12 protein-coding genes are annotated in these 13,982 nt (G+C 70.0%); 1 reads left to right on the top strand and 11 read right to left on the bottom strand.

Annotated elements, in window-relative coordinates:
• Nucleotides 1-55: 55 nt before the first annotated feature.
• The 10 genes from RT282_RS01555 to RT282_RS01510 form a co-directional block, all read right to left on the bottom strand.
• Nucleotides 56-1,741, bottom strand: a complete 1,686-nt coding sequence (locus tag RT282_RS01555; protein WP_313311372.1) for a long-chain-fatty-acid--CoA ligase — start codon at nt 1,739-1,741, stop codon at nt 56-58.
• A gap of 76 nt (nt 1,742-1,817) precedes the next feature.
• Complete coding sequence (locus tag RT282_RS01550) at nt 1,818-3,302, bottom strand: NAD(P)(+) transhydrogenase (Re/Si-specific) subunit beta (RefSeq protein ID WP_313311371.1); 1,485 nt, start codon at nt 3,300-3,302, stop codon at nt 1,818-1,820.
• A gap of 12 nt (nt 3,303-3,314) precedes the next feature.
• Entirely contained in the window at nt 3,315-3,644 is a 330-nt protein-coding gene (locus RT282_RS01545; protein WP_312307228.1) for an NAD(P) transhydrogenase subunit alpha, read from the bottom strand.
• A 56-nt stretch (nt 3,645-3,700) separates the two neighbouring features.
• Nucleotides 3,701-4,432: a hypothetical protein gene (locus tag RT282_RS01540; protein ID WP_313311369.1), complete on the bottom strand. Its 732-nt coding sequence runs from the start codon at nt 4,430-4,432 to the stop codon at nt 3,701-3,703.
• 21 nt (nt 4,433-4,453) lie between these two features.
• Nucleotides 4,454-5,569 carry a Re/Si-specific NAD(P)(+) transhydrogenase subunit alpha gene (locus tag RT282_RS01535; protein WP_313311368.1) on the bottom strand — a complete coding sequence of 372 codons (1,116 nt, stop codon included), beginning with the start codon at nt 5,567-5,569 and terminating at the stop codon, nt 4,454-4,456.
• A gap of 211 nt (nt 5,570-5,780) precedes the next feature.
• Nucleotides 5,781-6,845: a class II fructose-bisphosphate aldolase gene (gene fba / locus RT282_RS01530; protein ID WP_312756566.1), complete on the bottom strand. Its 1,065-nt coding sequence runs from the start codon at nt 6,843-6,845 to the stop codon at nt 5,781-5,783.
• 147 nt (nt 6,846-6,992) lie between these two features.
• Nucleotides 6,993-8,429 (bottom strand): pyruvate kinase, encoded by a 1,437-nt coding sequence (gene pyk, locus RT282_RS01525; RefSeq protein WP_313311367.1) that lies wholly within the window; start codon nt 8,427-8,429, stop codon nt 6,993-6,995.
• An 83-nt stretch (nt 8,430-8,512) separates the two neighbouring features.
• Nucleotides 8,513-9,895 (bottom strand): aminopeptidase P N-terminal domain-containing protein, encoded by a 1,383-nt coding sequence (locus RT282_RS01520; RefSeq protein ID WP_313311365.1) that lies wholly within the window; start codon nt 9,893-9,895, stop codon nt 8,513-8,515.
• A gap of 29 nt (nt 9,896-9,924) precedes the next feature.
• Nucleotides 9,925-10,662 (bottom strand): sulfite exporter TauE/SafE family protein, encoded by a 738-nt coding sequence (locus RT282_RS01515; RefSeq protein ID WP_313311364.1) that lies wholly within the window; start codon nt 10,660-10,662, stop codon nt 9,925-9,927.
• Nucleotides 10,663-10,768: 106 nt separating this feature from the next.
• Entirely contained in the window at nt 10,769-11,527 is a 759-nt protein-coding gene (locus RT282_RS01510; RefSeq protein WP_313311362.1) for a nucleotidyltransferase family protein, read from the bottom strand.
• Nucleotides 11,528-11,583: 56 nt separating this feature from the next.
• Between RT282_RS01510 and RT282_RS01505 the strand changes: the two genes are divergently transcribed.
• On the top strand, nt 11,584-12,657 hold the full coding sequence (locus RT282_RS01505; protein ID WP_313311360.1) for a hypothetical protein: 1,074 nt from the start codon (nt 11,584-11,586) through the stop codon (nt 12,655-12,657).
• 6 nt (nt 12,658-12,663) lie between these two features.
• Here the strand turns inward: RT282_RS01505 and RT282_RS01500 are convergent, their stop codons facing one another.
• Complete coding sequence (locus tag RT282_RS01500; protein ID WP_313311358.1) at nt 12,664-13,863, bottom strand: helix-turn-helix transcriptional regulator; 1,200 nt, start codon at nt 13,861-13,863, stop codon at nt 12,664-12,666.
• Nucleotides 13,864-13,982: the final 119 nt, after the last annotated feature.

Raw genomic sequence — 13,982 nt, 5'->3', positions numbered from 1 at the left:
AGCCGAAAAAAAGCCGGGAGTGTTTGCTCCCGGCCCCGATGCGTCAGGCGACGGCTCAGGCCTTCTTCGCGTCGCGCAGCTCGCGCCGCAGGATCTTGCCCACGGGCGTCTTGGGCAGCTCGTCGCGGAACTCGATCACGCGCGGCTGCTTGTAGCCCGTCAGGTTGGCGCGGCAGAACTCCTTGACCTGCTCCACGGTCAGCTGCGGGTTCTTCTTGACGATGACCAGCTTCACGGCCTCGCCGGTCTTCTCATCGGGCACGCCGACCACGGCGCACTCCAGCACGCCGGGCATCATGGCCACCACGTCTTCCACCTCGTTGGGATAGACGTTGAAGCCGCTGACCAGAACCATGTCCTTCTTGCGGTCGACCACCTTGAAGAAGCCGCGCTCGTCCATGGTGCCGATGTCGCCGGTGCGGAAGTAGCCGTCCTCGGTCATGACCTTGGCCGTCTCGTCCGGACGCTGCCAGTAGCCGGCCATGACCTGCGGGCCCTTGATGGCGATCTCGCCGGCCTGGCCGCTGGCGGAGATGTCGCGGCCCGCGTCGTCCAGGATGCGCATGTAGGTGCTGGGAATGGGCACGCCGATGGTGCCGGAGAACTCGCGCGCCGTGACCGGGTTGCAGCTGGCCGAGGGGCTGGTCTCGGACAGGCCGTAGCCCTCGCAGATGGGGCAGCCGGTTTTCTCCAGCCACAGCTTTGCCACGGCGGCCTGCACGGCCATGCCCCCGCCCACCGACACCTTCAGGTTCTTCCAGTTGACGGTGTTGAAGTCGGGGTGGTTGGCCAGGCCGTTGAACAGCGTGTTCACCGCCGGGAAGCTATGGAAGGTGTGCTTGGACAGCTCCTTGAGCGTGCCGGCCAGGTCGCGCGGGTTGGGGATGAGGATGGTTTTGCCGCCTGTGCGCATGGACAGCATCATGTTCACCGTGAAGGCGAAGATGTGGTACAGCGGCAGCGCGCATACCGCCGTAGGCTGCTCGCCGGCGGGCACGCGGCCCATGGCGGGGGAGTTCCAGGCTTCGGACTGCAGCACGTTGGCGATCACATTGCGGTGCAGCAGCACGGCGCCCTTGGACACGCCGGTGGTGCCGCCCGTGTACTGCAGCAGCGCGATGTCGTCGGGCGTCAGGTCGGGCTTGTTGAAGGCGGCGCCGCTGCCCTTGGCCAGCGCGTCGTTGAAGCGCATGGCGCCGGGCAGCTCGTACGGAGGCACCAGCTTCTTGACGTTGCGCACCACGTAGTTGACCAGCGCGCCCTTGAGCAGGCCCAGGCGGTCACCCATGGCGCACAGCACTACGTGCTTGACCTGCGTCTGGGCGATGCAGGCCTGCAGCGTTGCGGCGAAATTCTCGATGATGACGATGGCCCGCGCGCCTGAGTCCTTGAGCTGGTGCTCCAGCTCGCGCGGCGTGTACAGCGGATTGACGTTCACCACCACAAAGCCGGCGCGCAGCACCGCCGCCACGGCGATGGGGTACTGCGGCACGTTGGGCATCATCAGCGCCACGCGGTCGCCGCGCGCCAGCCCCAGGCTCTGCAGGTAGGCGGCGAACTGGCGGCTCAGCTGGTCCGTTTCGGCATAGGTGGTGTCCTTGCCCATGAAGCTGTAGGCGGTGCGGTCGGCATAGTCCTTGAAGGCCTGCTCCATCAATTGCACCAGCGACTTGTACTGGGTCGGGTCGATGTCTGCGGGCACCCCCTCGGGATAGGCAGCCAGCCATGGGCGGTCTGTCATGTGTCTCTCCTGGAATCTTCTGTTTTCAAATGAAACGGGTTATACGTAAAAAAACAGCGGGCGGTACCTGCCGAAACTACTCGATGGCCTTGCCGATGTCCTCGACCACCTTCTTCGCGTCGCCGAAGACCATCATGGTCTTGTCCATGTAGAACAGCTCGTTGTCCAGCCCGGCATAGCCGGCCGCCATGGAGCGCTTGTTGACGATCACGGTCTTGGCCTTGTAGGCCTCCAGAATCGGCATGCCATAGATGGGCGAGCCCTTTTGCAGCGCCGCCGGGTTCACCACGTCGTTGGCGCCCAGGACGATGGCAACGTCGGCCTGCCCGAACTCGCCGTTGATGTCTTCCATCTCGAAGACCTGGTCATACGGCACCTCGGCCTCGGCCAGCAGCACGTTCATGTGGCCCGGCATGCGTCCGGCCACGGGGTGGATGGCGTACTTGACGGTGACGCCGTGCTCGGTGAGTTTTTGCGCCAGCTCCTTCACGGCGTGCTGAGCGCGCGCCACGGCCAGGCCGTAGCCGGGCACGATGATCACGGTCTCGGCCTGGCTGAGCAGGAAGGCGGCGTCGTCGGCGCTGCCGCTCTTGGCCGTGCGCTGCACGCCGCCGCCGGCCGTGGCTGCGGCCGCGTCGCCGCCAAAGCCGCCCAGAATCACGTTGAAGAACGAGCGGTTCATGGCCTTGCACATGATGTAGGACAGGATGGCGCCCGAGCTGCCCACCAGCGAGCCGGCGATGATCAGCATGCTGTTGTTCAGGCTGAAGCCGATGCCCGCCGCCGCCCAGCCCGAATAGCTGTTGAGCATGGACACCACCACCGGCATGTCGGCCCCACCGATGGGGATGATGATCAGCACACCCAGCACGAAGGACAGCACCAGCATGGCGAAGAAGGCGTCCCAGCGCTCGGTGGCCATGAAGGCCAGCCCCAGGCCTACGGTGGCCAGGCCCAGCACCAGGTTCAGCAGGTGCTGGCCACGGAAGACCACCGGCGCGCCCTGGAACAGGCGGAACTTGTACTTGCCCGAGAGTTTGCCGAAGGCGATCACCGAGCCGCTGAAGGTGATGGCGCCGATGGCCGCACCCAGGAACAGCTCCAGCCGGTTGCCGTAAGGGATGGGCGCGCGCAGCGCGCCGCCCACCAGCAGCGTGCCCGCGGGCGTGGGCACGGCGGCAGCGGCCGCCACCGGCGCGGCGGTGATGCCGAAGGCCCAGGGCTCGGCCACGGCTGCCACGGCGATGAAGACGGCGGCCAGGCCGATCATGCTGTGCATGAAGGCCACCAGCTCGGGCATCTTCGTCATCTCCACCCGCTGGGCCATGACGGCGCCGGCGCCGCCGCCTACCACCAGGCCCAGCAGCACCCAGGACAGGCCCAGGGCCGAGCCGGCCAGGCCCACGACCAGCGCCGCCGTGGTCAGCACGGCGATGGCCATGCCGGCCATGCCGAAGACGTTGCCGCGGATCGACGTGGTGGGATGCGACAGTCCCTTGAGCGCCTGGATGAAGCAGACGCTGGCCACCAGGTACAGCAGCGTGACGAGGTTCATGCTCATGCCGTCTGCTCCTTATTTGCTAGCTGCCTGCGCAGTACTGGCGGGCGTTTTACGCTCTTTTTTCTTGAACATCTCGAGCATGCGGCGCGTCACCAGGAAGCCGCCGAAGACGTTCACCGCGGCCAGCGCCACGGCCAGCACGCCCATGGTCTTGGCCAAGCCGCCCTCGGTCAGCGCGGCGGCCAGCATGGCGCCGACGATGACGATGGCCGAGATGGCGTTGGTCACGGCCATCAGCGGTGTGTGCAGCGCGGGCGTGACGTTCCAGACCACGTGGTAGCCCACGTAGATGGCGAGCACGAAGATGATCAGGTTGATCAGGGTGGGCGAGACCGACTCCATGGGAGGCTCCTGGGAAAGAAAAACTCGGTTGGCCGGGCCACGCCCTGCGCCTGCATCTACTGCGGCAGCGGCTGCGGGAAGGGCGGCAGCACGAAGCGTCCGTCCATCATGGCCGGGCTCACGCGCGCGGCCTCGCGCAGTTGCTGCATCCATTCCTGCACCGGCCGTCCGGCGCGCAAAAACTCCATGTTGTTGTGCGTGGGCGGACGCAGCAGGCGCTGGTCGGCCAGCACGTCCACCGCGATGAAGCCGCCCTCGGGCGTGGAATAGCGGTAGGCGATGTGCGAATGCGGCTGCGCCGGCAGTGCCTGATGCGCCGCCAGGGTGCGGGCCAGCTGCGGGCGGCTGGCCTCCAGGTAGCCGTCCAGGTCGGCGCGGCGACGGTAGCGCAGGCAGTCGATGCGCACGCTGCTGCCTTGGGTGGCGTCTTCCACCTGCACACCCTTTTGCGCAGGGCAGCTCCAGGTCCACAGCGTGGTGTCGCGCGGGTGGTTGGTGGCGTTGGTCTGCACCAGCACGCTGGCGAGCAGCTCGCCGCTGCTGCTGCGCAGGACCAGCAGGCGCGAATCCATGGGCAGGTCGTGCGAGACGTCGTCGGGCAGCACGTCGAAGACCGTGCTGTCGCCGGCCAGCGCCGTCCACTGACCGGGCGGCAGCTCCAGCTGGGCGCGGCCGACGCGCACCAGGTCGGGCTGCATCGGGGCGCAGCCGGCCAGCAGCGCCGACAGGGCGGCCGCCGCCAGGGCGGGGCGACAGAAGCGGCGGGAGAAGAAAGGCAAGAAGTTCAAGACGGCATTCCCGTGAAATGTTCAGGTACGCGCGATCTTGCCTTCATGCGCGACCAGGCAGGCAACGACGATGTCGTCCTCGCGGTCGATGTGCAGTGCGCCGTCCTTGTCGATGACCAGTTTCAGGAAGTCCAGCACGTTGCGTGCGTACAGGGCCGAGGCGTCGGCCGCCACCAGCGCCGGCAGGTTGGTCTCGCCCACCAGCGTCACGCCGTGGTGCACCACGGTGCGCCCGGCCTGGGTCAGCGGGCAGTTGCCGCCCTGGGCGGCGGCCAGGTCGACGATGACCGAGCCGGGCTTCATGGCCTCGACCATCTCGGGCGTGACCAGCACCGGCGCGGCGCGGCCGGGGATCAGCGCCGTGGTGATGACCACGTCCGCCTGCGCCACGCGCTTGGCCACCTCGAGCTTTTGCCGGTCCAGCCAGCTTTGCGGCATGGGCCGGGCGTAGCCGCCCACGCCCTCGGCGGCCTCTTTTTCCTCGGCCGTCTCGTAGGGCACGTCGATGAACTTGGCGCCCAGCGACTCCACCTGTTCCTTGACGCTGGGGCGCACGTCAGATGCTTCGATCACCGCACCCAGGCGCTTGGCCGTGGCGATCGCCTGCAGACCGGCCACGCCCACGCCCAGGATGACCACCCGCGCCGCCTTCACCGTGCCAGCGGCCGTCATCAGCATGGGGAAAAAGCGCTGGTAGCGGTCGGCGGCAATCATCACCGCCTTGTAGCCGGCCACGTTGGCCTGGGACGACAGCACGTCCATGCTCTGCGCCCGGGTGGTGCGCGGCGCAGCCTCCAGCGCATAGGCCGTGACGCCGGCCGCCGCCAGGCGCTGCAGGCCCTCGGCATCGAAGGGGTTGAGCATGCCCACCACGGTGCTGCCGGGACGCAGCAGCGGGCTTTCTGCCTCCGAGGGCGCACGCACCTTCAGCAGCAGGTCGCAGCCCCAGGCCGCGGCGGTGTCGACGATCTCGGCGCCCGCCGCGGCAAAGCCTTCGTCGGTGATGCTGGCGGCGGTGCCCGCGCCGGCCTGGACGCGGATGGTGTGCCCCTGGGCCTTGAGTTTCTTGACGGTCTCCGGCGTCGCGGCCACGCGCGTTTCGCCAGTAAGAGTCTCCGCAGGCACGCCAATCAGCATGGTTGTCTTCCTTTAGTGCACAGGAAACGTCCTGTTGCGTATTTCTACTTACCGCAAGCTTACATGAAGAAATTGGCGGTTTTAGCACGGTCGTGCCAAAAAACAGCAGCCGCGGGCAGCCCCGACTTGCGCCAGGGCAGAGATGGAGGGCGAAAAAAAACCTGCTCCCCGAGGGCAGCAGGTTGCATCGTTCCGTACAGGACGGCCGGCGTCAGTTGACGACCTGCTTGAGCTCGCCACCCGCATAGCGCGTGGCCATCTGCGCCAGCGTGTGGCCCTTGATCTTGCCGCCCTGACCTTCGCAGCCAAACTCCAGGTAGCGCGCCTTGCACACTGCCTTGGCGGCCTCGCGGGCGGGCTTCATCCACTCGCGCATGTCGAACTTGTCCGGGTTCTCGGCCTGGAACTTGCGCACCGCGCCGGTCATGGCCAGGCGGATGTCGGTGTCGATGTTGATCTTGCGCACGCCGTGCTTGATGGCTTCCTGGATTTCCTTGACGGGCACGCCGTAGGTTTCCTTCATCTTGCCGCCGTACTGGTTGATCAGCGCCAGCAGCTCCTGCGGCACGCTGGACGAGCCGTGCATGACCAGGTGCGTGTTGGGGATGCGAGCGTGGATCTCCTTGACACGCTGGATGGACAGCACGTCGCCCGTGGGCGGGCGCGAGAACTTGTAGGCGCCGTGGCTGGTGCCGATGGCGATCGCCAGGGCGTCCAGCTGGGTGGCCTTGACGAACTGCGCGGCTTCCTCGGGGTCGGTCAGCAGCTGGTCGTGGCTGAGCTTGCCCACGGCGCCGATGCCGTCTTCCTCGCCGGCCTCGCCGGTCTCCAGGCTGCCCAGGCAGCCCAGCTCGCCCTCGACCGTGACGCCCACCTTGTGCGCCATCTCCACCACCTTGCGCGTGACCTCGACGTTGTAGTCGAAGGACGAGGGGGTCTTGCCGTCCTCCAGCAGGGAGCCGTCCATCATCACCGAGCCGAAGCCCAGCGCGATGGCGCCCTGGCAGACGGCGGGCGAGGTGCCGTGGTCCTGGTGCATGACCAGCGGAATGTGCGGATAGGCCTCAACGGCTGCCTGGATCAGGTGCTTGATGAAGCTCTCGCCCGCGTACTTGCGCGCACCGGCGCTGGCCTGCAGGATCACGGGCGCCCCCACCTCGTCGGCGGCAGCCATCACGGCCTGCACCTGCTCCAGGTTGTTGACGTTGAAGGCGGGGATGCCGTAGCCGTTGTCGGCGGCATGGTCGAGCAGTTCGCGCATCGAGACGAGAGGCATGGGTCGGATCCGTTCGAAGGTTATGGATGAGACGCGGTTGTAACCGCTTCGTAACCCCGGAATTCTACCCAAGCCCCCTTGTGCCGGCGCTCCCTGCTGGTATTGCCCCGTGCCGGCGCGGCAGCCCCTGGCCGGCGGCCGCGGCGCTCACTGCGCCCGGCAGATCTTGAGCATGTTGGTGCCACCCGGCGCACCCATGGGCTCGCCGCAGGTGATGGCGTACAGGTCGCCCTGCTGCACGATGCCGCGCGTCTTCAGGTGGCCCTCGGCCTGCTCCAGGGCCGTGTCGCGGTCGGCGCTGGTGTCCATCAGCAGCGGGCGCACGTTGCGGTACAGCGCCATCTTGCGCTGCGTAGCCACCTTGGGCGTCAGCGCGTAGATGGGAATGTGGATGCGGTGGCGGCTCATCCACAGTGCCGTGGAGCCGCTCTCGGTCATGGCCACGATGGCCTTGGCGCCCAGGTGGTGGGCCGTGAACAGCGCGCCCATGGCGATGGACTGGTCGATGCGACCCAGCGTCTGGCCGGTGAAGTCCGCGTCGCGCTCCGGGTCCTCAGCGGCCTCGGCGGCGGCGCAGATCTTGGCCATCTCCTGCACCGTCTCCAGCGGATAGCGGCCGGCCGCCGTCTCGGCGCTGAGCATCACCGCGTCCGTGCCGTCCAGCACGGCGTTGGCCACGTCGCTGACCTCCGCGCGGGTGGGCACGGGGTTGGTGATCATGCTCTCCATCATCTGCGTGGCGGTGATGACGATCTTGTCCATGTCGCGCGCCATGCGGATCATCTTCTTTTGCAGCGCCGGCACGGCAGCGTTGCCCACCTCCACGGCCAGGTCGCCGCGCGCCACCATGATGCCGTCGGACACGCGCAGGATTTCTTCGAGCAGCGGGACAGCCTCGGCGCGCTCCATCTTGGCGATCAGGCCCGGCCTGTGGCGGTACTCGGCGGCCGCCACGTTGCACAGCTGGCGCGCCATCTCCATGTCGGTGGCGTTCTTGGGGAAGCTCACGGCCACGTAATCGGCCTGGAAGCTCATGGCGGTCTTGATGTCCTCCATGTCCTTGGCCGTCAGCGCCGGCGCCGTCAGGCCCCCGCCCTGCTTGTTGATGCCCTTGTTGCTGGACAGCTCGCCGCCCACCGTCACCGTGGTGTGCACCGCCTCGCCGCGCACGGCGTTCACCGTGAGCACGATCAGGCCGTCGTTGAGCAGCAGCACGTCGCCGGCGCGCACGTCGCGCGGCAGCTCCTTGTAGTCCAGGCCCACGCCGGCGGCGTCCCCGGGCTCGGTGCGCGAAGCATCCAGCACGAAGGGCTGGTCCGGCTCCAGCATGACCCGGCCCTCGGCGAACTTGCCCACGCGGATCTTCGGCCCCTGCAGGTCGGCCATGATGGCCACCTCGCGCCCGGCGCGCTGCGCCGCCTCGCGCACCATGGCGGCGCGCTCCACGTGGTCCTGCGCCTTGCCGTGGCTGAAATTCAGGCGCACCACGTTCACGCCCTCGGCGATCATGCGTTCGAGCAGTTGCGGGTCGCTGGACGCGGGCCCGAGGGTGGCGACGATCTTGGTGGCGCGGCGCACTCGCATGGAATGGAACTCCTGACGATGTAATCGAGTTTCGATTCTTGCACAGACCCGGTTACATGGCGGGTACGCCGCGCATTCGCGCCTCACGCGCGCATCAGCGCCTCGATCTCATCCGCCTGCACCGGCACACCGCGCGTGATCAGCTCGCAGCCGCCCTCGGTGACGATGGCGTCGTCCTCGATGCGGATGCCGATGTGGTGGAACTGCTCGGGCACGCCGGGCGCCGGGCGCACGTAGATGCCCGGTTCGATGGTCAGCACCATGCCCGGGCGCAGGATGCGGCTGGGGCGGTCGGTGATCAGCTCGCCCGACAGCGGGTCTCGCCGCTGGCTGGCCTGGCCCACCTCGCCCGGCTCCACGTAGCTGCCGCAGTCGTGCACATCCATGCCCAGCCAGTGGCCGGTGCGGTGCATGTAGAACTGGAAGTAGGCGCGGCTGTCGATCGCGTCCTGTGCGCTGCCGACCTGGTTCTTGTCCAGCAGGCCCAAGTCCAGCATGCCCTGCGCCAGCACGGCCACGGTGGCGTCGTGCGGATCGGTGAAGCGGGCGCCGGCCCGGGTGGCCGCCACGGCGGCGTCCTGGCTGGCCAGCACCAGGTCGTACAGCGCGCGCTGCGGCCCAGTGAACGTGCCATTGGCCGGAAAGGTGCGGGTGATGTCGCTGGCGTAGCCATCGAGTTCGCAGCCGGCGTCGATCAGCACCAGCTCGCCGTCCCGCACGGGCGCGGCGTCGGCGCGGTAGTGCAGCACGCAGGCGTTGGGCCCGGCGGCGACGATGGAGCCGTAGGCCGGGTACTGCGAACCCTCCTCGCGGAAGGCGGCCAGCAGCTCGGCGTCCAGGTGGTATTCGCGCACGTCCTGGCCGGCGCGCAGCATGCGGCTGCTGCGCTGCATGGCGCGCACGTGGGCGCGGGCGCTGATGGCGGCGGCGCGGCGCATCACGTCCTGCTCGTGCGCGTCCTTGATCAGGCGCATCTCGTCCAGCAGCAGGCACACGTCGGCCTGCTCGGCCGGGCACAGCACGCCGTAGCGCACGCGGGCGCGCACCGCGCTCAGCCAGCCATCGACGCGCGCGGCCAGGCCCTCGTGCGTGGCAAAGGGGTACCACACGCGCTGGCGGTTTTCCAGCAGTCGCGGCAGCTCGGTGGCCAGCTGGCCGGCCGGCAGCGCCGCCTGCACGCCCAGCGTGGCGACGGCCGCCTCGGGCCCCAGGCGGTAGCCGTCCCAGATCTCGCGCTCCAGGTCCTTGGGCTGGCAAAAGAGCGTGCTGTGCCCCTCGGCCGTCAGCACCAGGCAGGCGCCGGGCTCGGTGAAGCCGGTGAGGTAGTAGAAGTAGCTGTCGTGCCGGTACAGATAGTCGCTGTCCCGGTTGCGCTGCCGTTCGGGTGCCGTGGGCACGATGGCGATGCCGCCCGCGCCCAGTTGGGCCGCCAGGCGCGCACGCCGCTTTGCGTAGATGGTGGTCATGGCAGCCATCGTAGCGCCTGGCGGGCCGCTCAAAGGGCCGCGGCCAGCAGGCTGGCGCCGGCCATCAGCAGCAGCGTGCAGACGATCCAGCGCACCAGCGGTACCGGCAGGCGCGGCGGGTGGCGCGCCTGCAGCCAGGTCACGCCGACGACCACCGGCAGCGCCAGCGCGCTGGCGCCCACGACGCTCCACTGCAGCGCGCCCGCCAAGCCCACGGAGGCCAGCCGTACCAGCGCCAGCACCGTGAACAAAATCACCAGGCACTGGCGCACCACCATGGGCGGCAGCGGCTGGCGGTACAGGTGGTAGACGATGGGCGGGCCGGCGGTGGAGAACAGCCCGCCCAGCACGCCCGAGACCAGCCCCACGCCCCACAGCACGCCCGTGCCCGACGGCGTCCGGCGCGGCTGCGAGCGCGCCAGCAGCAGCACCGCGCAGGCGATGATGGACACGCCCAGCACCACGCGCAGGCCGTGCAGCGTGTTGCCGCTCAGCCAGGCCAGCAACGCCAGGCCGATGCCCACGCCCGCCACGCCGCTGATCAGCGTGGGCTTGAGCAGGTCCCAGCGCGGCGCCAGGCGATGGCTACGCAGGTAGGCCAGGCCGTTGACGGCCGACAGGATGCTGGCGATGTTGGCCGCGTCCGCGATGGGCATCAGCGACAGCGCGCCGGCCGCGCCCACGAAGATCAGGGCAAAGGCAAAGCCCGTCAGGTTCTGGCAGAACGACGCCACCGCCGCCAGCAGCGCCATCTGCGCGTAGTCCACCGCTCCCAATTGATCGCACTCCCCGAAGGCCCCGGCCCGCGCCGCTGGTGCCAAAAAAGGGCAGCAGTCTGCCCGCTTTCGGCCACCGGCGCTGGCAGTCGGCCTCTCAGGTGTTGAGCTGCGCCAGCCGCTCGGGGGTGCCGACGTCCACCCACAACCCCTGGTACAGCTCGGCCGTCACGCGGCCGGCGTCCATGGCGCGGCGCAGCAGCGGCGCCAGCGGTGCGGCCACGCCCTGCGGGTTGCCGGGCGGGATGTCGCACCACGGCGGCGCGAACAGCTCGGCGCGCAGCAGGGCCAGGGTGCTGTAGGTGTGGCGCGGCGCGGCGCTGGCCTCGGGCAGGCTCAAAGCCAGGCCCTCGGGCGACAGGCCGAAATCGCCGCGCGGGTGGTGCGCCGGGTTGGGCACCAGCCACAGGTGGGCCAGCGCGCCGCTGGCGGCAAAGCGCCGGGCACTGGCGGCGTCGAAGGCGAAGTCCGGCGCATACACGTCGCCCGCGGCCAGCCAGAACACCGGCGCGCCCAGCAGCGGCAGCGCGCGGGCGATGCCGCCGGCCGTCTCCAGCGCGTGGCCGAAGTCGCGGCCCTCGTGCGAGTATGAAATGGATAGCTGCCCGCGCTTGTCCGGTGCGGCCTGGAGGCCGAAAACGCTTGAGAACCGCTGGCTGACCTGCTCGCCCAGCCAGGCCGTGTTGATGGCCGCGTGCCGCACGCCGGCCGCGGCCAGGGCGCGCAGGTGCCACTCCAGCAGCGGCCGGCCGCGCACGGCCAGCAGCGGCTTGGGCGTGGTGTCGGTCAGCGGGCGCATGCGCTCGCCGCGGCCGGCGGCCAGCAGCATGGCGGGGATCGGGGGCATCGTCGTCATGGGCGCGCAGTGTAGGGCGGCGGTTTCATAATGGCCGCGCATTTGCCGCGCCGCCCATGCCCACGTCCGCCGCCTCCATCGCCGCCGCCGCGCACCAGCGGCAGTGGCGCGCCCTGGGGCTGCTGTGCGGCCTGGGGCTGGGCCTGGCGCCCATCGCACCCGAGGTCTGCGCCGCCCTGCGCGCTCTGGTGGGCGCCGACGCGGCGGCGCTGTTCTGGCTCGATGCGCAGGGCCGACCCGAGGGCTTCTTCCACGAGGATTCGCCGGCCGAGGTGCAGGACCTGTTCCTGAACGAATTCGAGCGCCTGTTCGCCGGCCCGGACGAGATCAACGTACACACCCTGGCACGCATCGACGGCCCGCGCATCGGCCGGCTGATGGCGCCGGGCGCGCAGTACTTCCGCTCCAACTCCTACAACCTGCTGGTGCGCGCCAGCGGCCACCAGCACACGCTGGACCTGCGCGTGGAGGCGGGCGGGCGCGCGCGTGCCATCGCGATGCTGTTTCGCGCCTCGGGCGCGGGCTTCACGGCGGACGACGCGGCGCTGCTCGAGCGCGCGGCCGGCTGGCTGGCGCGCGCGTTTGCGCAACCCATCGGACACGACTGCAGCCAGGCCGGCGGGCACGGCGGCCCGCTGGGCCACGTGGTGCTGGACGCCGCGGGCCAGCGCCCCCTCTACGCCGACGAGACGGCCACGCAGCTGCTGCGCCAGTCCAACCTGGCGGGCCTGGGCCTGCGTGCCGCAGCCGCGCTGGCGCTGCCGCCCGACCTGCCGCAGCGCCTGGGCGTGGCCCATGCCGGCGATGCGGCGCGCAGCGCGGTGCCGGGCGGCTGGCTGGCGGTCAGCCGGCTGGCGCTGCACGCCCTGGCCGGCGGGCCGGCGCAGCATTTGCTCACGCTGCAATTGCAGCGCCCGCTGGGCGTGGAGGTCGTACGCCGGGTGCTGGCGCTGCCGCTGTCACCGCTGCAGGGCGACATTGCCGTGCTGGCCGGCCTGGGCCATGCGCGCGCCGACTGCCACCGGCTGGCCGGCGTGAGCGAGGCGGCGCTGAAAAAGCACCTGCGCGTCGTCTTCGCAGCCACCGGTGCGGCTGACTGGGAAGACCTGGCGCAGCGGCTGCGCCGCTGAGCACGATCAGGCCACGCGCTCATGCGCCTCGCCGGGCGCCAGCAGCATCAGCCGCGCCACGAGCGCCACCAGCTCCTGCTGGCGCTGCGTGCGCGTCTTGAGCAGCAGCGTGCTCATCTGCGTGCGCACGGTGCGGATGCGCACGCCGCGCGCGTCCGCGAAGTCCTGCGGCGTCTGGCCGCGCAGCAGCGCCAAGAGCAGCGCCGCCTCGGCCGGGCTCAGGTGGTAGGCCTGGCGCGCCAGCGCGACGGCGGCCGCCGCATCGAGCGAGCGCTCCAGCAGCATCCAGGCGACGCCCGGTGCGCCGTGGTGCAGGCCCAGCGAGGCCATGTCGCCCGCTGCCAGGCTGACCAGCACCAGGCCACCGGGCAGTTCGGCGCAGCCGCTGCTGCCGCGCAGCGACTGCGTGAACAGCGCGCGCAGGGGCGCATCGGCCTGGCGCGGGCCCGCCAGCAGCTTGCGCAGGCCGGCGTGCTCGCGTTGCGCGGCCAGTGTCCGCGCGCGTGCGTTGGCGTGCAGCAGCCGCCCGGCGGTATCGAAGAACAGCATGCCCATGGACAGGCGCTCCATCAGCGCCTCCAGCCCCTGCGTGCGCGTGCGCAGTGCCAGCGCCTCGCGGTGCAGGAAGGCGGCGTGCTGCAGCGCGCCGAATTCGGCCTGGAAGCGCTGCACCTGCCCGGCTGAAAAGTCTTCGCCTCCGCGCAGGCGGTACACGGAAGCGAACAGGTTGCCCACGGGGTGGCGTGCGGCGCCGCGGCTGCCGCCGAACATGCGCGCGCCGATGCCGTGCGGGCGCAGGAAGTCGCTGTAGAAGGCCGCGTGGCGCTGCCGCCGCGCAGGTGCGATGGCGCCGTCCGTGACAGTCCACACGCCGCCGTGCTGCGCCTGCGCGTAGCGCTCCATGGCAGCGTCCCACAGGGGGTCCTGCTCGCGGTAGTGGGCGGCGTAGCTCAGCGTGGCCTCGGCCGTCACGCCGCGGCCCACCAGCGCTGGGGTGCCGGCAGCGGACGGCAGGTGCAGCCAGTAGCCGGGGTCCGGGTGCGCGGCGAATTCCACGCCCTGCTGCGCGAGTTGCTGCGGGCCGCTGGCCAGCACGAACCAGCCCACCTGGTCGGCCCCCAGGCTGGTGGCGTAGCGGTGCAGCGCCCCGGCCCAGCGCGCCTCGTCGGCGACCGCGCCCAACAAATCCGTCAATGCCTGGTGCAAGCCTGTCCTCCTGTTGCGAGGCGCGAATTCTTGGTGGTGCGGCGCCCGGCTGCCATTCCCCTTCGGGATACCACCAGGGCGCAGCGCGCGGCAAAACGCGCGGCCATCGGTCAGGTGGC

Source organism: Pulveribacter sp., assembly GCF_032079985.1.
In the GTDB taxonomy this organism is placed as follows: domain Bacteria; phylum Pseudomonadota; class Gammaproteobacteria; order Burkholderiales; family Burkholderiaceae_C; genus Melaminivora.
Note: the sequence above shows the minus strand (reverse complement) of the source record. Positions and strands in the feature narration are given on the sequence as shown.